17 protein-coding genes are annotated in these 24,037 nt (G+C 37.2%); 2 read left to right on the top strand and 15 right to left on the bottom strand.

The window, feature by feature from the left end:
- Positions 1-29 precede the first annotated feature (29 nt).
- The 4 genes from chvE to CEF18_RS07670 all read right to left on the bottom strand — a co-directional run bounded on the left by chvE (position 30) and on the right by CEF18_RS07670 (position 5,564).
- Positions 30-1,148, bottom strand: a complete 1,119-nt coding sequence (gene chvE, locus CEF18_RS07685; protein ID WP_110935923.1) for a multiple monosaccharide ABC transporter substrate-binding protein — start codon at positions 1,146-1,148, stop codon at positions 30-32.
- 383 nt (positions 1,149-1,531) lie between these two features.
- On the bottom strand, positions 1,532-2,725 hold the full coding sequence (locus tag CEF18_RS07680) for a response regulator transcription factor (protein ID WP_110935922.1): 1,194 nt from the start codon (positions 2,723-2,725) through the stop codon (positions 1,532-1,534).
- A 4-nt stretch (positions 2,726-2,729) separates the two neighbouring features.
- A complete protein-coding gene (locus CEF18_RS07675; RefSeq protein WP_110935921.1) occupies positions 2,730-4,544 on the bottom strand; it encodes a cache domain-containing sensor histidine kinase in 1,815 nt (604 codons plus the stop codon).
- 24 nt (positions 4,545-4,568) lie between these two features.
- Positions 4,569-5,564, bottom strand: coding sequence for a substrate-binding domain-containing protein (locus CEF18_RS07670; protein WP_110935920.1), 996 nt, complete (start codon positions 5,562-5,564; stop codon positions 4,569-4,571).
- 526 nt (positions 5,565-6,090) lie between these two features.
- Here CEF18_RS07670 and CEF18_RS07665 point away from each other — a divergent pair.
- Positions 6,091-7,914: an assimilatory sulfite reductase (NADPH) flavoprotein subunit gene (locus CEF18_RS07665; protein WP_110935919.1), complete on the top strand. Its 1,824-nt coding sequence runs from the start codon at positions 6,091-6,093 to the stop codon at positions 7,912-7,914.
- 27 nt (positions 7,915-7,941) lie between these two features.
- Entirely contained in the window at positions 7,942-9,660 is a 1,719-nt protein-coding gene (gene cysI, locus CEF18_RS07660; protein WP_110935918.1) for an assimilatory sulfite reductase (NADPH) hemoprotein subunit, read from the top strand.
- A 63-nt stretch (positions 9,661-9,723) separates the two neighbouring features.
- Here cysI and CEF18_RS25820 read toward each other — a convergent pair whose 3' ends face one another.
- The 11 genes from CEF18_RS25820 to CEF18_RS07620 form a co-directional block, all read right to left on the bottom strand.
- Positions 9,724-9,891 (bottom strand): hypothetical protein, encoded by a 168-nt coding sequence (locus CEF18_RS25820; RefSeq protein ID WP_183041123.1) that lies wholly within the window; start codon positions 9,889-9,891, stop codon positions 9,724-9,726.
- A 124-nt stretch (positions 9,892-10,015) separates the two neighbouring features.
- Complete coding sequence (locus tag CEF18_RS07655; RefSeq protein WP_110935917.1) at positions 10,016-10,750, bottom strand: SDR family NAD(P)-dependent oxidoreductase; 735 nt, start codon at positions 10,748-10,750, stop codon at positions 10,016-10,018.
- A 343-nt stretch (positions 10,751-11,093) separates the two neighbouring features.
- Positions 11,094-11,246: a hypothetical protein gene (locus tag CEF18_RS25815; RefSeq protein WP_183041122.1), complete on the bottom strand. Its 153-nt coding sequence runs from the start codon at positions 11,244-11,246 to the stop codon at positions 11,094-11,096.
- Positions 11,247-11,522: 276 nt separating this feature from the next.
- Positions 11,523-11,645 (bottom strand): hypothetical protein, encoded by a 123-nt coding sequence (locus CEF18_RS26815; RefSeq protein ID WP_259457936.1) that lies wholly within the window; start codon positions 11,643-11,645, stop codon positions 11,523-11,525.
- 62 nt (positions 11,646-11,707) lie between these two features.
- Complete coding sequence (locus CEF18_RS07650) at positions 11,708-12,265, bottom strand: DEAD/DEAH box helicase family protein (RefSeq protein ID WP_110935916.1); 558 nt, start codon at positions 12,263-12,265, stop codon at positions 11,708-11,710.
- A 555-nt stretch (positions 12,266-12,820) separates the two neighbouring features.
- Positions 12,821-13,774, bottom strand: a complete 954-nt coding sequence (locus tag CEF18_RS07645) for an alpha/beta hydrolase (protein ID WP_223292267.1) — start codon at positions 13,772-13,774, stop codon at positions 12,821-12,823.
- Positions 13,775-14,122: 348 nt separating this feature from the next.
- Positions 14,123-14,965: a SurA N-terminal domain-containing protein gene (locus tag CEF18_RS07640; protein WP_110935915.1), complete on the bottom strand. Its 843-nt coding sequence runs from the start codon at positions 14,963-14,965 to the stop codon at positions 14,123-14,125.
- 883 nt (positions 14,966-15,848) lie between these two features.
- Positions 15,849-17,333, bottom strand: coding sequence for a glutamate synthase subunit beta (locus tag CEF18_RS07635; protein ID WP_110935914.1), 1,485 nt, complete (start codon positions 17,331-17,333; stop codon positions 15,849-15,851).
- Between the two features lie 2 nt (positions 17,334-17,335).
- Complete coding sequence (gene gltB / locus CEF18_RS07630) at positions 17,336-21,934, bottom strand: glutamate synthase large subunit (RefSeq protein ID WP_110935913.1); 4,599 nt, start codon at positions 21,932-21,934, stop codon at positions 17,336-17,338.
- 402 nt (positions 21,935-22,336) lie between these two features.
- Positions 22,337-23,356 (bottom strand): GGDEF domain-containing protein, encoded by a 1,020-nt coding sequence (locus CEF18_RS07625; RefSeq protein WP_183041121.1) that lies wholly within the window; start codon positions 23,354-23,356, stop codon positions 22,337-22,339.
- A gap of 312 nt (positions 23,357-23,668) precedes the next feature.
- On the bottom strand, positions 23,669-24,013 hold the full coding sequence (locus CEF18_RS07620; protein ID WP_110935911.1) for a hypothetical protein: 345 nt from the start codon (positions 24,011-24,013) through the stop codon (positions 23,669-23,671).
- Positions 24,014-24,037 lie beyond the last annotated feature (24 nt).

Here is a 24,037-nt window from a genome sequence, read left to right as displayed (position 1 = left end):
GATCACCACTAAATCAGTTTTGTTTATTATTATTCTAATTCAGACTCTTCGTAATATCCGGCATCCATAACAACTTCCTGGTAGTTATCAATATCTACTGAAACAGGCTCTACTAGATAAGAAGGAATTACTTCTACACCGTTGTCATATGTTTCTGTATTATTAACTTCTGCCTCTTCACCAGCTAAAATTGCATCAATCATGTTAACTACGACTTCAGCTAGAACACGTGTATCTTTGAAAACTGTTTGAGTTTGCTCACCAGCAATGATTGATTTAATCGAAGCTAATTCAGCATCTTGCCCTGAAATTACTGGCATTGGTAGATCGCCAGAACCATAACCTACACCTTTTAATGCTTGGATAACACCACGGCTAATGCCGTCATATGGTGACAATACTGCATCAACAGTTTCGCCATCAGAATAAGCTTTACTTAAAATGTTCTCCATACGAGATTTTGCTAAGTTTCCATCCCAACGCATTGTTGCTGCTTGTTCAAATTCTGTTTGCTCACTTTGAATGACTACTTTTCCACTATCGATATGTGGTTGAAGAATGGACATAGCACCATCCCAGAAGAAATTAGCGTTATTATCATCCGGTGATCCACCGAATAGTTCAACATTAAATGGACCTTCTTCTTCAGCTAGATTTAATGTTTCTTCAATATATGAAGCTTGTAAAACCCCTACTTGGAAATTATCAAATGTTGCATAATAACTAACATCTGGTGATCCCATAATTAAACGGTCATACGCAATAACTTCGATACCTTGGTCAGCCGCTTTTTCTAAAACATTTGTAAGTGCTGTTCCATCAATCGATGCAACAACTAGTACATTTGCTCCTTTTACGATCATGTTTTCAATTTGTTCGATTTGCTTATCCACATCGTCCTCTGCATACTGCAAATCAGTTTCATAACCAAGTGCTTCTAATTGCTTAACCATATTATCTCCATCATCTACCCATCGTGCTGATGATTTTGTTGGCATAGCGATACCTATTGAAGCATCTTTTGACTCTACTTCTTCTCCATTTCCATTATTGCTAGTTTCTCCAGAAGCGTTATCATTTCCTCCGCCACAAGCAGCTAAAAACAACATAAAACCAAATAATAGTGCGAATAAACCTAATTTCTTCATAATTGAAACCCCTTTCATTACTTTTATTTTCTTTCTAAATATAGAATATCATTCTTTACGCTGAAAGCCTTTACATTATTTTAAACTGTTTTTATAAAAATTTAATCTAAATGTAACAAAGGGAGAACAAACTCTATGAATTTAGGTTATTTTTTTATAGATATTTGTTTTTTAAATAAAAAACAGCATAGCCGTCTTTTATTAAATACAGCGTCCGCTTCCACCACCCCGAGTAGCACCTACGGTTTTCGTTTAGGTGCTACTCGAAAGGAGGTTGGTTTCCCTTGATACTTGCGGTGTGAAGGTAGCTGCCAATTTTATAAATACTTATCTCTCGAGAGAAAGCACTTCCATTATATATGGAAAGTGCTTTCGCTTAGCGTTCATTTCTTAAATTGATTTGGTGATACGCCTACCATTTTTTTAAAAGTTGTACTGAAATAATGCTGAGAGTCAAAACCAACTTCCTCTGCGATGGCACGAATGGACATATCCGTTGTTTTCAATAAATCAGTAGCTTTATTTATGCGCATCTGTTTTAAAAGGCCGACGTAAGAAATGGCTAACTCCTGTTTCATCATACGGCTTAAGTATACAGATGATACATGCAATTGTTCCGCAACCCTTTCTAACGTAAGGGAAGAATCCTGATAATTCTGTTGCACATAGAGTTGTGCCTCTTTAACGATTGGGGAAACTCTTATTTGTTTATCTACTTTTAATTTACACATTTCATAGGTTTTATATAAATTCGTTAAGTCGTCAACGTCAACGTCCTCTATATGCCAATATACTTTGATTTTAAGGTATTTTAAAATTGCTTCTTCTATTTCTTTCATTTGGTCATTATCCACTGTTTCCCATAAACATACATTAAATAGATTTGATTGGTCACGAAAAACAGCAGACATTTCAGCTGCTAATTTCTCTTCCACAATATTTTCAATAGCGAACAAGAAAATTTGCCGATCGTTCTCCTGCATATACGTTTGGTTTTGATGATACTCTGGCCACCTGATTACCATGTACTGTTTTGGTGAACTGACAGGTAAATCGATAAAATGTAACTGTTCTTTAATTTCATCAGATGATAGATTACGTTCAATCCAATCCTGAAAAAACCTTCTCTTCATTTGAGCTTGATTTTTTTTGATTTGGCTGGCCGCTTGTTTTAAGTAAACTTCCTTATTCACTTCTATGTCTAGCTTTTCCTTTATTTCCATTAGCAAAATTTGCAATTTTTCTGGATTTACTGGCTTCAGTAAATAGTCTTCAACATGCAAACGAATAGCTTCTTGTGCATAGCTGAACTCATCGTAACCCGATATGACTAGCATTTTACAATTGGGAAGTTGCTCTTTCAATTGCTTCATTGCAATAAAACCATTCATAATCGGCATATTTATATCAATCAATAAGATATCAATCTGATGTGTAATTGCTAATTCCACAGCTTCCTCTCCATCTTCCGCTTCGCCTATGACTTCCATATTATATTTTTCCCAGTCAACGGAAGAACGAATACCATCACGTATTATGAATTCATCATCTGCGATTAATACCTTCCATTTTTTCATTGTGTTAATCCCCTTTTACAATCATATCGTTTACTAGAATTGGTAATGAAATTTCAACTATAGTACCAACTTTTTCTTCACTCTGGATATACATACCGTAGCGATCTCCAAAGGCAAGTTTGATGCGAGCTTGTACATTCAACATGCCATATCCTTTTTTATCTCTTGTGTCACCTTGGTTTTCTGTTCTCATAATAGCCTCACTTAATGAATGGCGCATTTCTTGAAGTTTTAATTCCGACATTCCTACTCCATCATCTTGGATAACAATCATTAATTGGTCTTCTATTTCTTTCGCTTTAACACTAATATGGCCAGGGCCTCTTCGTTCCTTAATACCATGATAGATGGCGTTCTCAATAATCGGCTGTAGAATAAATTTTAAAACATAGAAAGAACGAGTACCGCCATCGACATCAATGTGATAATTCAACTTCTCACGATACCTTGTCTTTTGTATCATTAGATAACTTTCTATATGATCAATTTCCTCTGTTAATGTAATCGTGTCTCTGCCTTGACTTAAACCTATCCGGAATAATTTTGCCAGCGACTCAACTACCTCTGCTACATCCTCTGCCTTTTGTTTTCTAGCCATCCACTGTATCGTATCGAGTGTGTTGTACAGAAAATGTGGATTAATATTTGCTTGGAGACTTCTGAACTCTGCTTCTCGTTTTTGCCTTTCATGCCGCTCTGTTAATCGAAGCAAGTGATTTATTTGGGTTAACATTTTGTTAAAACTGCGCCCTAGTAAGCCAATTTCATCATCCCGTTTTTCCTTGTAACGAACGTTAAGATTCCCACCTTCTGCTTTTCGCATAAAGGTCATTAATTGTGAGATCGGTTTAGATATCGAATTTGATAAAAAATAAGAAACTGGTATCCCAAATAACATAAGGCCAAAAACAAAAACAACTAAATAAAATCTAATCTCCCGCATTTCGAAAATTGTTTCTTCAGCTGGAAAGACCCCTATTGTCGTCCAGTTAGCAAACGAAGATTCCTGAAAAATAAATTGTAATTTTTGAGAATTTATTTCTTTGGAGAAAGTACCAGAATTTTTCCCTTCTAACCATTCGTTTGGAATTGTGTCAATTAAAGGATCATCAGGCTGATAAATATTTTGGTTTTGATCATCAACAACCATTAAATAACCGGTTTTCCCTAAACGGACATCTACCAATGTTTCAGCAATCACTCTTAATTTCAAATCAATTAATATAACTCCCTGGACTTCCTGTGTGTAAGGGTCTACTACTGCTCGAACTACAGAAACGACATCATCATTTTGATAATTTACTAAGGAAGATATATTTCGGTTTTCCGGTTGACCGATGATTTTAAAAATACCTTTATTATCCACTGCTTCTTTATACCAGGATTCCTTTGTTAAATCCTCTGTTGCTTGTGCATAGAATTCATTACTAACATAGTTTCCATCGTTGTTGACAATCAACAATCCAGCTACTTCGGGAGCTAATGTCGTAAAATTACGGAGATAGCGTTGGATATCATACTCCGTATTCGTATCTATATTTAGTTGGTCATCTTGTTGATTAAAAAAATTTTGAACATCATCATTAAAAGCAATAAAATAAGTGATACTTTGTAAGTTATTTATATGAAATTCAAAGGTTTCGTTGACTTTACTGATAAGCTGTAACGTATTTTCATTGACCTGTTGCTCCAGTACACGTTCAACTGTCCAATTAATTAACATTCCTAAACAAATAATCGGAATAATACTAATAATTAAAAAGTGAGAGATCAACTTATATCGAATCGGTAAATTATTAATTTGGATCCAGCGCTTCAATATAATCAATCCATTCTTGAGGGTTTATTGCGGATAATAAGAATCCACATTTTCTTTTGTTACGATCGTCACTCCCGTGTCTACAAAGCGCGGTAATGGCATGCTGTCATTTTCTTGTTCAACAATATCGTGTTGAAGATGGAATAAAAATTGCAATGACCAATACCCCATCTCCCACGTGCCCTGTGCTAATGTTGCAGATATAACACCATCTTCTATCATATCAAGGGTCCCTTTTCCCGTGTCAAAACTGATAATTTTAATCAAATCTTGACGATTATTAGCTACAGTAGCAAGTCCGACTCCAACTCCTCCATTTGCTTCCGTGGCAAAAATTCCAGCTATATCAGGGTACTCCCTCATAATATCTTCTGCAGCAGCTTTAGAGAGCATCTGTTCTCCTCTGCCATCCTTAATAGAAACGACTTTCATATTAGGATATTCGACAAATATAGTATCTTGAAAGCCCTGAGTACGTTCTTGATGATTCAATTGATGTGGCTGTGTAATCACACCCACCTCTCCTTCTTCATTTAGTAATTCTGCCATCTTGTTTGCTGCTTCTACCCCAGCGTTATAATTATCGGTTCCTAAGAAAGAATAAGCTTCACTTTCCGGTGCATCGGAGTCAAACATAACCACAGGAATACCAGCATCCACTGCGTTTTCAATAACAGGATTTAATGCTCTTGGGTCCATCGTTGATACAGCAATTCCCGCAGGATTTTTTGCAATGACCTGTTCAAGAACAGTAATTTCTTCATCTACATCATATTGCGTTGCACCTCGATATTCAACGGAAACATTCATTGCTTCAGCTGCATCTTCAAAGCCTTTTAATGATCGTTTCCAATAATCAATTCCTACTTGAAATGTTACCATTACATAAGTTTCATCCATATTTCCTGTAAGTTCATTTTCCGACCACTCTCGTTCGATCGAATCTGTTGTTTGATAGTTATAAACGTATCCTACAAATAAACCAATTAATAACAAATAGAAGAAAAGCAAGATCCTCAATAGTGAAACCCCTTTCAAAACTGTTCTGAATATATAAAGGCGTAGTTCATTAGAATGATATTGTATCGAAATTGTACCTAAATTTCCGCCTTTCGGCAACCTTCTTTATTAAATAAGCGTGTTGTCGGATTAGAAACTCGAGGTGCAAAAAGCTGTCTTAGTTCCCCTTTTTATGTTGCCCATCCAAATTTCTCATTTATAATCACAATTTCTCCTTTTTATCATCTCCGAGTATTCGAGTGATTTGACCATTTACTAAATCTAAGAAGTTATTTATTATCTAATAGTGTCGTTTTTTAAATAAATAATTGTTTTTAACTAATTTTTTAGTCAATAACTGATGAAAATTCACTATTTTTTGAATATCCCAATAAAACCGATTGAATTTATAGGAATAATAAAGCTATAATAGAATTAGTCTTTTTTATATGAATTCTGAAGATTGATTTTTTAAAATGAAATGGAAGTTTAGTAAGTAAGGTTAATTTTTAAAAGATAGTTTATATTCTTTGTGAGGTGAATATTGTTGCAATTTCTAGAAACGAACAGTCCATTTAATCAAGAACAAGCAGAGCTACTTAATCGTCTTCTGCCTACGTTAACAGAATCGCAAAAGCTATGGCTTAACGGGTATCTGTCTGCGTCCCAAACGGCAGCTTCTGCTTCTGTTGCTGGAGAGGATTTAAAAGAAAGTCCAGTTGAACAATCTGCACAGCCTGTATCAAAAGATGTCACGATCCTCTATGGTTCTCAAACTGGGAATGCTCAGGGATTATCAGAAGATGCGGGTAAAAAATTATCGTCCCGTGGATTTGATGTAACAGTTTCGTCAATGAGTGATTTCAAACCAAAACAACTAAAAAAGGTGTCGAATCTGCTTATTGTAGTAAGTACGCACGGGGAAGGTGATCCACCGGACAATGCAATAACCTTCCACGAGTTCATGCTCGGCAAACGTGCTCCGAAACTTGACGATCTTCGTTTTTCTGTCTTGGCACTTGGAGACACTTCTTACGAGTTTTTCTGTAAAACAGGAGCCGATTTTGATCAGCGATTAGAAGAACTTGGAGCTACACGTTTACACCCTAGAGTTGATTGTGACTTAGACTTTGATGAACCTGCGGAGGAATGGTTGACGGGTGTCATTAACGGATTGAGTGAGGCTCAAGAAAGTAGCACCACTGCCCCTGCTCAAGACACAACTGCTGAGTCAACAGATACCATCTATTCTAGAACAAATCCTTTTCACGCAGAAGTATTGGAAAACATTAATTTGAACGGTCGGGGTTCTAATAAAGAAACTCGCCATCTTGAGCTTTCATTAGAAGGTTCTGGATTGGAATTTAAACCAGGTGACAGTCTTGGTGTATATCCGGAAAATGATCCTGCACTTGTAGATATGCTTATAAACGAAATGAAATGGAACGCTGAAGAACAAGTAGTAGTGAATAAAAAAGGCGAGTCTTTACCATTAAAGGATGCACTGATTTCTCATTTTGAGATTACTGTTTTATCAAAACCTTTTCTCGAAAAAGCTGCTAAGCTTTCTGAAAATGAATCTTTGCAAGACCTTTTATCACCTGGAAAAGAAGACCAAGTTAAAGAATATATTCTTGGTCGGGATTTACTAGACTTAGTGAGCGATTATGGTCCGTGGAACTCAACGGTGCAAGAGTTTGTCTCTATTCTCAGAAAAATGCCTTCTCGTCTTTACTCGATTTCAAGTAGTTTGAACGCAAACCCGGAAGAAGTACACTTAACAATCGGGTCTGTCCGATATGAATCGTTTGGACGCCAACGGAATGGCGTATGTTCCATTCTTTGCTCTGAACGATTAGAGCCAGGAGATACGCTTCCGGTTTATATTCAACATAACGAAAACTTTAAGTTACCCGAAAATCCTGAGACTCCGATCATTATGGTTGGACCTGGCACAGGGATCGCTCCATTCCGCTCTTTCATGCAAGAACGGGAAGAAATCGAGGCGGAAGGAAAATCATGGTTATTTTTCGGTGAGCAATACTTCATGAGCGATTTCCTTTACCAGATTGAATGGCAGAAATGGTTGAAGGATGGGGTTCTTACGAAAATGGATGTTGCCTTCTCTCGTGATACAGAGAAGAAAGTTTATGTGCAGCATAGACTTAAGGAGCATAGCAAAGAATTATTTGAATGGCTGCAACAGGGGGCTGTCCTCTATGTATGTGGTGATGAGAAAAACATGGCTCATGATGTTCAAAACACTCTTATTGAAATGATTGAAAAAGAGGGTAACATGAACCGTGAACAAGCAGAAGCGTATTTAGCGGATATGCAACAACAAAAACGATATCAGCGAGATGTATATTGATTTGGGATTGAAAGGAGTTCATTTAAAATGGTTAATCATAATTTAAAAGCACCTGAGGGTCCACCAAGTGACGTGGAACGCATAAAACAAGAAAGTAATTTATTACGTGGCACATTAAAAGAATCGATGCTAGAGCGGATCAGTTCTGGGATTTCTGACGATGATAATCGCTTAATGAAGCATCATGGAAGCTATTTACAGGACGATCGTGACCAGAGAATCGAGCGTCAAAAACAAAAGCTTGAGCCAGCCTTTCAATTCATGCTTCGCGTAAGAATGCCTGGCGGCGTCTCAACAGCAAAACAATGGCTCGTTATGGATGAGCTTGCACATAAACATGGGAATGGAACATTAAAACTAACAACACGTCAGACGTTTCAAATGCACGGGATTCTAAAATGGAATATGAAAAATACTATTCAAGAAATCAACAATTCTCTTTTAGATACCATTGCTGCCTGTGGTGACGTTAACCGTAACGTGATGTGTAATCCGAACCCCTATCAGTCTGATGTACATGGTGAAGTATATGAATGGTCAAAGAAGCTAAGTGATGAATTACTTCCAAAAACAAGGGCGTATCACGAAATCTGGTTGGATGAAGAAAAAGTAGCAGGAACACCAGAAGTCGAAGATCCAGAACCAATGTATGGACCACTTTACTTACCGCGTAAGTTTAAAATTGGTATTGCCGTACCCCCGTCTAACGATATTGACGTCTTTTCTCAAGATCTTGGACTCATTGCTGTTGTTGAAGAAGGTCAACTGATCGGATTTAACGTAACTATCGGCGGCGGACTAGGTATGACTCACGGGGACGATAAAACATATCCTCAAGTTGGAAAGTTGATCGGTTTTTGTAAGCCCGAGCAAATTATTGATCTGGCAGAAAAGATTATCACAATTCAACGCGACTACGGGAACCGTTCTGTTCGAAAATACGCTAGATTCAAGTATACAATTGATCGTCTTGGACTAGATGCAGTGAGAGAAGAACTTGAAAATCGGTTGGGTTGGAGTTTGGCAGAAGCCAAGCGGTTCCATTTTGACGATAACGGAGACCGTTACGGTTGGCAAAAAGGTGTCAAAGGTAAATGGCATTATACCCTTTTTGTAGAAGGTGGTCGCATTGCCGATACGGACGGGTATAAACTGATGACGGGATTGCGTGAAATTGCCTCTATTCATACAGGTGACATCCGCTTAACCGCCAATCAGAATTTAATTATTGCAAATGTTACTTCCGCAAAAAAGAAGAAAATCAATGAATTAATTGATCAATATGGTCTAACAGACGGCAAATATTTTTCAGCGATTCGACGAAGTTCTATGGCCTGTGTCGCGATGCCAACCTGTGGTCTTGCAATGGCAGAAGCAGAGCGTTATCTGCCGGAACTCATCGGTAAAATTGATGAAATCATTGATGAGAATGGACTACGAGACAAAGAAATTACTATTCGTATGACAGGCTGTCCAAACAGTTGCGCACGCCCATCTCTTGGAGAGATTGCCTTTATTGGTAAAGCCCCAGGTAAATACAATATGTATTTAGGCGCTGCATTTGATGGTAGTAGATTAAATAAAATGTATCGGGAAAACATTGGAGAAAAAGAAATTCTTAGTGAACTGAACACCCTCCTCTCCCGCTATGCAAAAGAAAGAAACGATGCTGAGCATTTCGGTGACTTTGTCATTCGTGCCGGCGTCATTGAAGCAACAACAGATGGTACGAATTTTCACAAATAAGAATATACAATAAGGGGTGTCGTAAAAAGTCTTAATGACTTTTTAAACGACACCCCTCATTTCTTATTCATAGATTTCGTCAGCATGTTTGTATCTCATTTTTTCAGATTGAATCTGTTCATTTTTATTGTTATTCGTATTACTGTCATGCTCTTGAGTAGCTTCTTTCGTATCTGGAATTTGGTTAGTATCGGACACTGATTGTTGTACCTTTTGCTCATTGTCTTTCATATATCCCACTCCTGTCTATTCGTGATTGTCTTATGATCTCCAGAAGAAAAGAAAGTTACCCTTTTTAGATGAAATTCACTTTTAAACAATATATATTCTCTAGTTTTCATAGACAAATTCTTTATTATTGAGCTGTATATCCACCATCAATTGTCAATGAATTTCCTGTCATATAAGATGAATCATCCGAAGCCATGAATAACACAGCTTTTGCCATTTCGTCTGATTTGCCAAGACGTTTCATTGGGGTAATAGAAGCAAGTTCCTGTTTGCTTTCTTCAGGAATTATTGGTGTGTCAATAAAACCTGGAGCTAAAGAATTTACCCTGATATTTTTGGTAGCATATTCTAATGCAAGCGAGCGTGTTAAGTTGAGAACCCCACCTTTTGCTGCATTATATGCTGCCGATCCCGGTGATCCGACCCACCCATACATGGAAGCGGTGTTTATGATAGATCCTCCTCCTGACTTTAACATTTCACGGATTGCCTCACGAGCGACTAAAAATACCCCATCTAAATCCACATTAACTGTGTTACGCCATTCATCATAGGAAAGCTCATCTGTTGGTGTCACTTTTCCTATCCCTGCATTATTAAATACGACATCTACTTTTCCGAATCTATCCATAGTCTTTTTGAAAACTTCTTGTACTTCTTCCTCAATAGTGATGTTTGCTTTTAGAAAAATCGCTTCGACATTTTGCTCTTTTAATTCAGCTTCGAAAGATTTTCCTTTTTCTTCATTTAAATCAACAAGTACTACTTTTGCACCCTCTTCAACAAATAGTCTTGCTGTAGCAGCACCAATTCCTGATGCTCCTCCCGTAATGACAGCTACTTTGTTTTCTAATTTCACAGAAACCTCTCCTTTATTAAATGAATTCTAAAAGTTTAAACTCGGCTTCAGATAATTACACTTATATTTTAAATTTCCGCAAAATAATGTAAACATTAACCAGTTTTGATATGATTGAATTCTTATTACAATGGATGTGATAAGTTAATGTTGAATAGAATAGATCAGGGTGTTTAGTAACAAATCTACCCTAAATTAAAGATCGAATGTTACTAAATAGTTTGAATAGTAACATTCACAAGAGACAAACTCCTTTGAATGTCACAAAGCAAAGGTATACCATCTTAAATAGTCAATTTTCCTTTTTTCTCTAAAACGATTTTCTAAATGACTGTTTTAATAGCTAGGCTTTCACTGAGCAAACAGGTATATACAAAAGCATCCGGATCAATGACTTCTTTTGCCAATCTAAAATTCCCTGTAAATGTATAAACAATTGCATGATTAATTTTAAACGACGTTCTTCATTTGTTGGGTGAAAATTTTCCGCACTCATTCTCCCCACTTAATCATATTTTGCTCACTTCCATATAATTTACAATAAAGTGCATTATATACAAAAAGAAAAATGGTAAAGATACCAATTTATAAAATATATACAATTTTTATGCAACAATTATTGATATCTTTTGTATATTTAATAGGGGTTTTATTCTAAAAAATTCGAGTGAAAAACTTCGACAAATCTGAATATTAGTTAAAGTAAGTTTCTTAGATTTGTATTTATTTCGATCCACAGTTCTGTATGAAAACATGCATTATATCCAAGTATTTAATTGTTTTTATTACATTCTTTTAGAAGCTCTATTATTCTTTCATTTTGATTCGTTTGTTCTTTTAATTGTCCAATAATTGTGCCCACTCCTATAATAATAAGAGTTAATAAAATCCACATACATTCTTCCTCCAATAGTTTTTGGTTTTCTTCAAATGCTCAGAATTTTCATAGTACGACAACTAAATTTGAAACCTATCTGTAATAATAGAAGCAACATCTTCAGGGCTTAAATGTGTATTGTTAATTTTAATATAGTTTTCTCGTGTAATTTCTCCTTCCATAGAGTTTAGTCTATGGTTCTCCATTGTAATTTTTAAATTATATTCAGACTGCTCAATATCTCGTTTGGTAGGCTTATGCTCGAGTCTATGGTGACTTTTATTACGCACGAGTCTCTCTTCTATATCCGCCTCAAGTTCGACAAAATATACACTACCTTCTTTGGACTCAAAAATATCGCAAATACTATTCACAAAATCCCAGTCTTCTTTCTCATCAAATGCCCATACAAATGTAAAAATCAATCCTGCCATGTTGCTTGAAGCGACTTCTTTAAATATCTCTTGTCTAAATAATGTTGATAACCTCCATGTCTCCGGACCAAATCCAAATAAAGGATAAAGCATATCAATCGTCATATGGTTATGAAAAAGCTTTAATTCCGTCAGTTTTTCTACTTCCTGTCCAACTGTCATCTTACCAACTGCTTGTGGTCCAAATATTAAAATAAAATTCATATAAGCCTCCTAAACGATTGATATTAACTGTGAAGTTTAAAAACCGAATTATTTAAATAAATTCATATGTGAATGAATTTCATAAGTCATCGTTGTATATTGATTTCCGAACGTTCTAAATGATCTCCATTTCAGACGGACGCTTTCCGTGGGGCTCGTCTTCAACTAATTCCTCCTCCGAAAATCTCCGTCTGAATGGATTTTCAGACTTCGCTGATCCCACAGGATTCGCCGTCTTGCACTTCAATCATTCGTTTTTTCACGAATATTGATATCAGTATTTATTCAAACGTTCGTTGAAAAAGTTGAAAAATTGTATTATGAAATTGGTTCATGTATTGTAACTATAAATAAAAATTGGATTCTGGGCTGTTAAGGTCTTTATGGTCAACATCGATTAAATATATTTTATCATCATTTTCCAGTTAATTGGACTTTGATTCAAAAAAAAGAGCTGTGTTAGCAGCTCGAAGCACATAATCTTTTCTCTATTTCACTTTTAGATATCCCATGCACTAATGCAACAAAATTTTTTTAGGAAAAACTCTCTCTAAATCAATTGTTTTTCATACTTTCTTCAAAAAATTTCATCAAACGGTCTTGGTATTCTACCGTTTCCACTGTATAAGATTTAACATGGCCTGCTCCCGGAACAGTCCATAACGTTTTATCCCCACCAGCAGCTTCATATATTTCATCAGCCATTGCAGTTGGAACGAGTTCGTCAGCTTCCCCATGAATAATAAAAAGTGGTCTCGTATTTTTTGCAGCTTGGGCTACTGCAGATGCTTCACCAAAACTAAAGCCGGCTCGAACGTTTGTTAAACCACTGGTGATCTGGATGATTGGAAACGCAGGCAATTGATAGATTTGTTGCAGTTGATACGTTAAAATATCTTCTGCTGATGTATATCCACTGTCGGCGATAACGCCTTTTACTTCATTAGGAAGATCTTCTCCGCTTGTCATTAACACGGTTCCAGCACCCATGGAAACACCATGAAGGAAAATATCGCTACTGTTTTCTTCATCGATAAGTTCTTTAATCCATTTCTGATAATCTAGGCGATCATGCCAACCAAAACCAATATAATCCCCTTCGCTCTCCCCATGACCTCGGGAATCTGGGATCAAAATATCGAAACCTTGCTCATGATAAAATTGAACAAAATCACTCATATCTGCTCGTTGACTTCTAAAACCATGAGCAAGGATCACGGCTTTACCAGTTGATTCTTCGTTCTTTAGAAAATCCGCTTCTAATATAAGATCATCATAGGTAGTTATTGTTCTTTTTTCAAAATTCTGTTCTTCATACCAAGTAGCTGCTTCGTTAATCATATCTTCGTTTTTCTCATTTACCATTGCAGGGATTGCGTCTTCCTCGCGGTGCAATTCGACCTCTGTTCCCCGTTTTACTGCTTCACGATAAAAATAATCTCCCCCTATCATGAGTGCAATGATTACTAAAACTATCAAACTACTTATGATACTAATAAACTTTTTCACGAACTTCTCTCTCCGTCCTATGGTGTTCTAATCTATGTTTTGGAGCTTCATAAATTTGGCAATAATTGTGAATCAAATATTAATGAAGCTTCTCATTCAATTATAAATGTTTTTAAAGCGTTGTCGACTAAAATAATTCAACATTTATCAGCTGTATGTAGTAAATGAACTTCTTTATTTAAGATAAAAGTTACTACTAAGAAGAATGTATTATTTTAAGAGTAGTCTGTCCCTCAGGTATTTACAAAGCAAAAAGACAGCTATAATCAATCTGATTTAGCTGCCTCACTATTTTATTATATTTAAGAAAAACAGAACCTAATGAATATTAAGTCGTCTTACATATTTTTATAAGTTAATTGTGACATCTGCATCTTCACGCAGTTTTTCTACAAGTAATTGTGCTGCTTCTGCTTCTTTTTGACTTCTAACTTGTTCTTCAACTTGTGGTTTTACTTCTTCGAAAGAAGGGACTTCTGCCTCTTCCCCATTCTCTCCTTCTACTTCTCCTTGTTGTGCGATCATCTGATCATAGAATTCTTGTAACTCTTCATCCGTCGGGTTTATTTCCCCTGTCTCGCTCGCAATCAGTTGATCAATTTTAACTTGCACTTCTAACTGAGACATGACTTCTTCTTCATCAGTACCCTGTTCTTCTATAGCTGCAATAAATTCATCTCCTGATTCCATGCCGTTTTGTGCAGCTATTTGATTCAATGTTTCCTGAATGTCTTCTTCTGAAGCTTCAAAATCACCGTTTTCCGCAGCCTGTATGAGAAGCTCCGTACCAATCATACTCTCTACAATCTGTTGCTTTAATTGATCTTGGTCAACCTCTTCGCCTGTCATTTGTGATTGCATAGCGGCTTGTTGAAATTGCCCTTCGTAAGTAACTTCGAATTCTTCTTTAGGTATTTCTTCTCCGTTTACTTCGGCCACGATATCTGGAACGCCTTCTAAGTCAGGTTCAGGCATTTCCATTTGTTCTGAGGCTTCCTCATCCTCTACAGCTGTTTCGTTATTTTCAGCGGGCTCTTCCTCCTGCGATTCTGTAGCTTCATTATTTGTTGTTTCTTCTTGTGTTGCGTTTCCTTCATTTCCACCTTGATTTGTCTCTTCATCGTTACTACATGCAACACTCACAGCAACTAATCCTGCAAGTGATAAACTTAATAGGTGTTTTTTATTCATTGATATTCCCCTCTCTATATTGAACTTGATGCTAATCTTAACATATCGTTCCGGAGCGTAAAACTGTAACTAGGCTTCAATAGACCAAAAAGATGAAAATCCTCAAAAATAATCATAAAATATCTCTGAATATCTTCAAAATACTAGTGATATCGGCAAATTATGATGTAAGATTGATTGAAATTGTAAAAGTATGTAATAACAAGGGACGGTTCTCTGCTTCTTGTTTGAAGAATGATCCAAGCGAGCCCCGCTATGCTGTAATTAGTTCAATTACTCGCGAATCACTCAGGGAAATCAAGCAGTTTTTCGTAAGATATAAACCAAGCTTATACCAGAAATGCAGATTATCGTCCTGCTCATATCCAAATTTCTCTGTTATGAAATCTTACGCAAAACAACATCCCTTAAATTACTTGGTCTATACTTGTAATTACAAAGAACAAAGGAGGGATAACATATGAAGAATATTAAATTGTCCCTCTATACTGATGAAGAGTTGTATTGGGCTATTCATCAACATGAGCAAAAAAGTAAAAGTAAACATACTAAACTTGCAGTAAAATAATACTAAGAAAAACGCAAAGCGTCTTTTGTTAAATACAGTGTTAGCTTCCACCGCCCCGAGTAGCACCTACGTAGTGCGTGTAGGTGCTACTCGAAAGGAAGGGTGGGTTTCCCTTGATACGTGCGGTGTGAAGGTAGCTGCGATTATTTGAATTCTTATCTCTGAACATAAGACAAGAAACGATTGCTCTAAAGGGCAATCGTTTCTTGTCTCTTTCATTAGATTAAAATTGATTAAGCTATAATGAAAAAGCAAAGTCATAGCCACTAGTAGTTATAGTATGAAGCAGAGAACCGTCCCTTGCATCCCCCCGCTTCATGGTAATCTTGTGTCGCCCATTAGGTATCTGTCGCATTCTCTTGCGGCTTCTCGGCCTTCATTAATGGCCCACACGATTAAACTTTGACCTCTCCGCATATCTCCTGCTGCAAAAACACCTTTTACATTTGTTTCATATTTCCCGTATTCTGCCTTAACATTCGATCGTTCATCTGTTTCAAGAGAAAGTTCCTTTATCAGTTCTTGTTTCGGCCCACTAAATCCGATCGCCAACAATACTAACTGAGCAGGCCATACTTTTTCAGAGCCTGGTATTTCTTTACGAACTTTTTCCCCATTCTCATCAATGGTTGTTTCCACACTTATCGTATGGACTTCTTTTACGTGACCATTGTCATCACCAACAAACTTTGTTGTCATGACAGCATACGCTCGAGGATCTTCACCTAAAACAGCCGCTGCTTCCTTATGTCCATATTCGACTCGGTGAATAACAGGCCACTGGGGCCAAGGATTATCATCCTCACGTACATCTCCTTTTTTTTCATAAATGTCAAATTGCGTTAAACTTTTGCAATCATGTCTTACGGAGGTAGCTAAACAGTCTGTTCCTGTATCGCCACCACCGATAACAATGACATCTTTATCTTTTGCAGAAATATAATCATTGTTTTCAAAATTAGAATCCAATAAACTTTTCGTATTTGCGTGCAGAAAATCCATCGCATAATGGATGCCCTTAAGCTCTCTTCCCTCTACTTCCAAATCCCGGTGCTTTGTCGCACCTCCGCAAAGAACGACGGCATCAAATTCCGTTTGAAGGGCTGAAACTGAAAAATCCTTTCCGACTTCCGTATTTGTTACAAAGCTAATTCCTTCTTCCTTCAAAAGGTTCACTCTGCGTTCAACAACCGAATAAGGAAGTTTCATTTCAGGTATCCCATAGGTTAAAAGTCCACCGACACGGTCACTCTTTTCAAACACCTTTACGTGATGTCCAGCTTTATTTAACTGAGCAGCACAAGCTAATCCTGCAGGTCCGGAACCAATAACGGCAACTTTTTTAGTTGTCCGAGTTTCCGGGATCGACGCCTTCACCCAACCCTCCTTGAATCCTCTTTCAACAATTTCTAACTCAATTGACCGAATGGCAACCGGCGGCTCATTAATCCCGAGAACACAGGCACCTTCGCAAGGAGCTGGACACGCCAAACCAGTAAACTCAGGAAAATTATTCATTCTGTGTTCCCGTTTCAAGGCTTCTTTCCATTGACCTTGATAAACTAAATCATTCCACTCAGGTATTAAATGGTGCACAGGACAACCAGAAGTCATGCCATTTAACATGGTACCTGTGTGACAAGTCGGAATGCCACAGTCCATACAACGAGCACCCTGTTGTTTGAGCTCTTTTTCTTCATACGGCAACATGTAACTTTCCCAGTCTTTCGTCCGCTCAGCTGGATCACGTTCTGGGCGCGATTGCCGTTTAAAATCTATAAAACCAGTTGGTTTCCCCATTGTTAACCTCCATCCTTTATGGAATTAACTATTTTTTTACTTTCTTCAAATGCTGCAAGTGCCGCTTTATATTTATCTAATCCGCTTGTTTCAAAATGTCGGATTCTGTTTTGCATCTCTAAATAATCAACGGGAATCACGCGAATGAATTTCTTTTTCATTGATGCCCATTTTTTGATTACTTGGCTACCGAAATCACTTTCTGTGTAATAGACATGGTTCTCCACCATTTTATAAATCATGGACAATTCCTCTTCATCCGAAATCGAATCGAGTAAAACTTGTTCCTGATTACATTTGTTACGAAAATCTTTTGATTCATCCAACACATAGGCAACTCCACCGGACATGCCCGCCGCAAAGTTTTTCCCTACTTCACCAAGTACAACAACTTTCCCACCTGTCATGTATTCACAACCATGATCTCCACCACCTTCTACAACCACACTTGCTCCACTATTTCTGACACAAAATCGTTCTCCGGCAATGCCATTTATATAAGCTTCTCCAGCAGTTGCTCCATAAAACGCAACGTTTCCAACAATAATATTTTCCTCTGCGGTAAAAGTACTCCTTCTAGAAGGACGGACGATTATTTTTCCACCGGACATTCCTTTGCCGATAAAGTCATTGGCATCTCCAATAAGTCTTAATGTTAGACCGGGTGGAATAAAGGCTCCGAAGCTTTGTCCAGCAGAGCCTTTAAAGGTTAACCGTATCGTATCCACGGGTAACCCTTCTGCACCATATCGCTTCGTAATAACACTTCCTAAAAGTGTCCCTGTTACTCGATTGATATTTCGAATCGAAAAAGTACCTTCGACAGGTTCTTGATTTTCAATCGCCTCTTTACAAAATGGAATAAGTTCTTGTTTGTCCATTGTTTTATCAAGTCCATGAACTTGTTCAACGGTCGCATAACGACTTACATTCTCCGGTACTTCCGGTTGATAGAGCAGCTCCGTTAAATCTATTCCTTTTGTTTTCCAATGTGTAATTGCTTGATTTGTTTCTAACACATCCGTTCTTCCAATCATGTCATTTATTTTTCTGAATCCGAGTTCCGCCATCAACTCTCTTACCTCGGTTGCAATAAACCGCATGAAATTTTCGACATAATCTGCTTTACCAGGAAACTTTTTTCTAAGCTCAGGATTTTGCGTTGCTACACCAACGGGACACGTATCTAGGTGACAAACACGCATGTAAATACAACCTAATACAACTAACGGTGCAGTGGAAAAACCATATTCCTCAGCGCCGAGTAATGCAGCAACTATAACGTCTCTTCCTGTCATCATTTTCCCGTCTGTTTCTACCACAATTCGATCTCTCAAACGATTCAAAAGCAAGGTCTGATGTGTTTCCGCTAATCCTAGCTCCCAAGGTAATCCCGTATGTTTCAAACTTGTTCTCGGAGCAGCACCTGTTCCGCCATCGTATCCACTTATGAGAACGAGGTCCGCTCTTCCTTTAGCTACCCCAGCCGCGATCGTGCCAACACCAACTTCTGATACGAGTTTGACACTTATTCGTGCCTCTGGATTAGCATTCTTTAAATTATGAATTAATTCTGCCAGGTCTTCGATGGAATAAATATCATGGTGAGGAGGCGGTGAAATTAATCCTACTCCTGGTGTTGAGTTTCTCACTTCAGCAATCCATGGATATACCTTCATCCCTGGCAGTTGTCCGCCTTCACCTGGTTTTGCGCCTTGAGCAACTTTAATTTGAATCTCGGCAGCATTTACAAGGTAATGACTTGTGACCCCGAAACGTCCTGAAGCAACTTGTTTTATTGCACTCCTCCTCCAGTCCCCATTTTCATCCCGGGTAAATCTGTCCGCGGTTTCTCCACCTTCTCCTGAGTTACTCTTGCCCCCAATCCGGTTCATTGCGATCGCAAGCGCTTCGTGGGCTTCAATACTAATAGACCCATACGACATCGCTCCTGTTTTAAACCTTTTACAGATTTCTTCTATTGGTTCCACTTCTTCTAATGGAATAGCCTCTCTCTTTTTAAATGATAGTAATCCTCGAATAGCTTGTAAATTCAAATCAGTATCTGTCAGAAGTGAAGAATATTGTTTGAAAAGTGTATAATTATTCGTTTGGCAAGCTTGTTGAAGAAGATGGATGGTTTTGGGATTATATTGGTGATCTTCTCCATCCTCACGCCATTGGAAATCATCCCCGGGTTCTAGAGAATTTTCTGATCCTCTCTTTTCTTCAAAAGTACGACGGTGCCTCATCAATACTTCTTGAGCAATGATGTCCAGACCGATTCCACAAATTCTTGAGGCTGTTCTTGTGAAATATTGGTCAATAACATCTTTCTCTATCCCAATGGCTTCAAAAATTTGTGCTCCGCGATAACTTTGAATGGTGGAGATCCCCATTTTAGATAATACCTTCACAATCCCATCTGTTGCGGCTTTTATGTATTCATCCACCGCTTGATCCATTGAAATATCACGAAGGTCTCCTCTTTCAATTAAACCTTGTAATGATTCATAAGCTAAATATGGGTTTATCGCTTCTACACCAAAGCCAAGTAAACATGCAAAATGGTGAACTTCTCTTGCATCGGCAGTTTCAGTTATAATACTAACTAGTGAACGCGTCCCTTTTCTAACCAGATGATGGTGCAAACCCGAAGCTGCGAGTAATGTCGGTATGGCTGCATAGTCGGCATTTACCCCTCGATCAGATAAAACGAGCAGTGTCGCTCCTTGCTCAATGGCCGTGTCTACGTCATTAAAAAGCTTCGATAATCTGTTTGAAAACTCTTGTTCTTCCTGATTAACTGGAAATAAGATAGAGAAAGTTACACTGGGAAAATCTGAGTCATAGAGTTTTCGCAGCTCGCTATTTTTCAATATTGGCGTGTCAATTTGAATCTGTCTGCAGCTTTCAGGTTCTGGTCGAACTAAATCTTTTTCAGGTCCAATTGTCGTTCTTACAGAAGTGATAATTTTTTCTCTAATTGCGTCTATCGGTGGGTTCGTAACTTGTGCAAACATTTGTTTAAAATAGTTGTATAACATCTGTGGTTTTTTTGATAATACAGCTAGTGGGGAATCATAGCCCATCGAACCAATGGGATCTTTTTTATCTGTAATCATAGGTTTCAGTATTTTATTTAACTCTTCATTCGTATATCCGAAGGCAAGTTGTTGCCTGTTTCGATCGTCTTCTGTAAATCTATCGGCAGTATTATGGGTGTTTTCCGGTAAATCGTTTAAATGAACAAGATTTTCTGCTAACCAATGTTTGTAAGGATGTTCGGAAATGATGTGACTTTTAATTTTTTCATCGGATATAATTTTTCCCTTTTCCAAATCCACTAGCAGCATTTTCCCTGGATGAAGCCTTTCTTTGTATTCAATATCCTCAGCAGACACATCTAGCGCACCTACTTCAGAGCCTAAGATAATCATGCCATCTTTGGTGACATAGTACCTCCCAGGTCTAAGTCCATTTCTGTCCAAACATGCGCCTATTTGTTTTCCATCTGTAAAAACAATCGCTGCCGGACCATCCCAAGGTTCCATTAACGAGCTATGGTATTCATAAAATGCTTTTTTCTCGTCACCCATTCTGTCATCGTTCACCCATGGTTCAGGGATCATCATCATCGCCGTATGGGCGAGTGATCGACCAGTTAGGTGTAAAAACTCAAAACAATTATCAAACATAGAGGAATCACTTCCATCTTTATCAATCACTGGAAATAAGTGCTTATAATCATCTGGTCGAAACATTTTCGGTTTGCACTGTCCTTCTCTTGCCTGCATCCACTTGACATTTCCTTTAATCGTGTTGAATTCGCCGTTATGTATTGTCATCCTATTCGGGTGTGATCGTTCCCAACTTGGAAATGTATTTGTACTAAACCGCGAATGTACAAGTGCCAGCGCTGATTTGAAATAACGATTGTTTAAATCAATGAAAAAGGAACCGAGTTGTTCTGGAATTAACATGCCTTTATACACGATTGTTCTTGTCGATAAACTACAAATATACACGCCTTTTTGGTGTTCAATATCCGAGGCATTCATCTGTTTTTCCAACCGCTTACGAATCACATATAATATTCGTTCAAATGTATCCTGATCCATTTTTTCATCAGAAGGAGCAATAAACATTTGCCGGATAAATGGTTCCGATTTTTTTGCCATATCACCGACGAACGAATCATTTACAGGAACTGTTCGCCAACCTAAAAACACTTGTCCCGCCTCTTCAACGATCGTTCTAATTTGTTTCTGAGTTTTAGCTCTTATTTCAGGATCTTGTGGTAAAAATACCATCCCTACTCCATATCCACCTTCTTCAGGTAAAATAATATTATATTTATCACATTCTCTTTCAAAAAAAACATGAGGAATTTGAGTCAGTATACCTGCCCCGTCTCCAGTACTTGTATCCGCTGACTGACCGCCCCTATGCTCCAAATTACATAGAATAGTAATCGCATGCGTTATAATTTCATGTTTTTTCTCCCCATTGATATTAGCTACCATTCCAATTCCACAGGCTTCATGTTCATTTTCTGGATCATATAAACCCTGCTTAGCCGGAAAATTGTGCCTATTCATCCTAAAACCACCCCTGTCCAAACATCATTGTAATTAATGTTTACAAGACAACTTTATTTAATACATAGGAATGCAGGGGACGGTTCTCTGCTTCCAAAATTGTCTGTTACAAAACCTTACGCTATACAACATCTCTTAGATTCCATGGACTATACTAGTAATTACAAAGAACAAAGGAGGGGTAAAACACGAAAAATATTGATTTGTCCCTATACACAGATGAAGAACTATACTGGGCTATCCATCAACATGAGCAAAAAAGTAATCAGAAATAATAAATATACTTAAATAATTTAGAGGTGTAAATATGAACAAAAACGATTGCTCCATTGAGCAATCGTTTTTGTTTAGTCAATTAATAATCCTACCGCAACTCTTAAGAAAGGAAGCAGAGAACCGTCCCTATATAACGATTTGGTTTTTCCCGCTATTTTTTCCTATATACAAAGCTTTATCTGCTGCTTTAATTGTTTCTTCAATATCTGATGAGTCATCTATTTTTGCCAGTCCACCTGTAATAGAAAGGGTTATTTCGCATTTTTCATAGCTAAAGGCACCTTCTCGTTCCATAGCTTCCTTGATGTTATAGGCAATTTGTTCTGCAATCTCCTCACGATCGCTGTAAATAAGAAACAAAAACTCTTCCCCACCCCATCGAGCAACAATTCCTTGACCTGTAATCATTTTCTTAAATATTTCTGAACAGAAAATTAATGCGGCATCTCCGCAATCATGACCGTATTTATCATTTATTTCTTTAAAATCATCAATATCCACTAATAATACATAACCGGCTCTATTTTCCTTCACGGCATTATTTAAAAAAACATACATGGTTCGTCTATTATAAATACCAGTTAATGGATCTATCATAGCCATGCCTTGTAATTTATGGAGCATAGAGATGTTTGTGCGTTGGTATAATGACGTCGTAAATACCGTAAAAACTAGTAATCCTATGAAATTCAAAATATGAAAAGTTTCAAACACATATAATGGAACAATATCGGTGTTTTTTGCTACTAAATAATAGAGGATAATATACGCGATAGTGCTAGAAAATATGATGAAATATTTTATCAAACCTTTAGATACAAAGCTAACAAATAATGGGAATATCAGAATGTAATAATGGAAACCAGCACCCCAACCTATCGTTATTGTCGCTATTATTACAGCTGTTATAGTAGGTAAGAAAATGGCGAGAAAATAAAGTTGGAAGTATTGATTCTTAACAAGCCTGAAGTTAATTACTTGTATGGCAATCGTAATGATAGAACTCCAAACTAATATAGGAATATTTAAATATATAAAAGTACAAGCCCAAATTCCATGCGAAATGATTACACCTGTTATAATTTTATTAAAATCAAGACTTGCAAGTTTATTGTACTCACGTGTGTCTTTCAATATACTTTTCATAACAACCCTCCTGATCATTTAGAGACTTCCTTCAAAACGATTAATAAGTGAATAAGGCACAAAGTGGTATCTAATCTGGAAACTTACCTCCAGTTTCTGATCATTCATTTAGTCTACATTTGCACTATACCATTATACCTATAAATAATCCCGAGAAATTTGTCGATTATCAAAACTTTTAAAAACCTGTTGAGTAATTGCCTCAACAGGTAAATTTATGCTTTATACTTTAAGTTTAGAAATCTATGAAATAGGTTTTTTACAACTCTTTCTTTTAATGTAACGCACAAAAAAGAAGCAGAGAACCGTCCCCTACTTCCTTGGAATGTCACAAAAGGATGCTATGTAACCGTCCCCGCTATTTGTATAGTAATTCATTTCATAAATTATTTCTTCGTTGTTTTTAAATATGACTTTACAGTCTGGGGTCACACGCTCGGTATTCACAAGTGAATCTGCGCTGGTAGTTTCTATTTCATTTACTAGTCGGGTGATGGAATTTCGACCGATTATTGTTGCGACGTGGTTATTATCCACCCATTCATTTACCTCAATATGAGTGAGATCATTTTCATCGAAATCTATACTATCTTTTTGACACCCTATGAACACAAAAACAAGAAAGAGTAATACACATATGGATGTTATTTTTGCCATTGACTAATCACTCCTTCTTGTATT

The organism is Salipaludibacillus neizhouensis, from assembly GCF_002886185.1.
Taxonomy (GTDB): Bacteria; Bacillota; Bacilli; order Bacillales; family Salisediminibacteriaceae; genus Salipaludibacillus; species Salipaludibacillus neizhouensis.
This window is presented reverse-complemented; position numbering and strand designations above follow the sequence as displayed.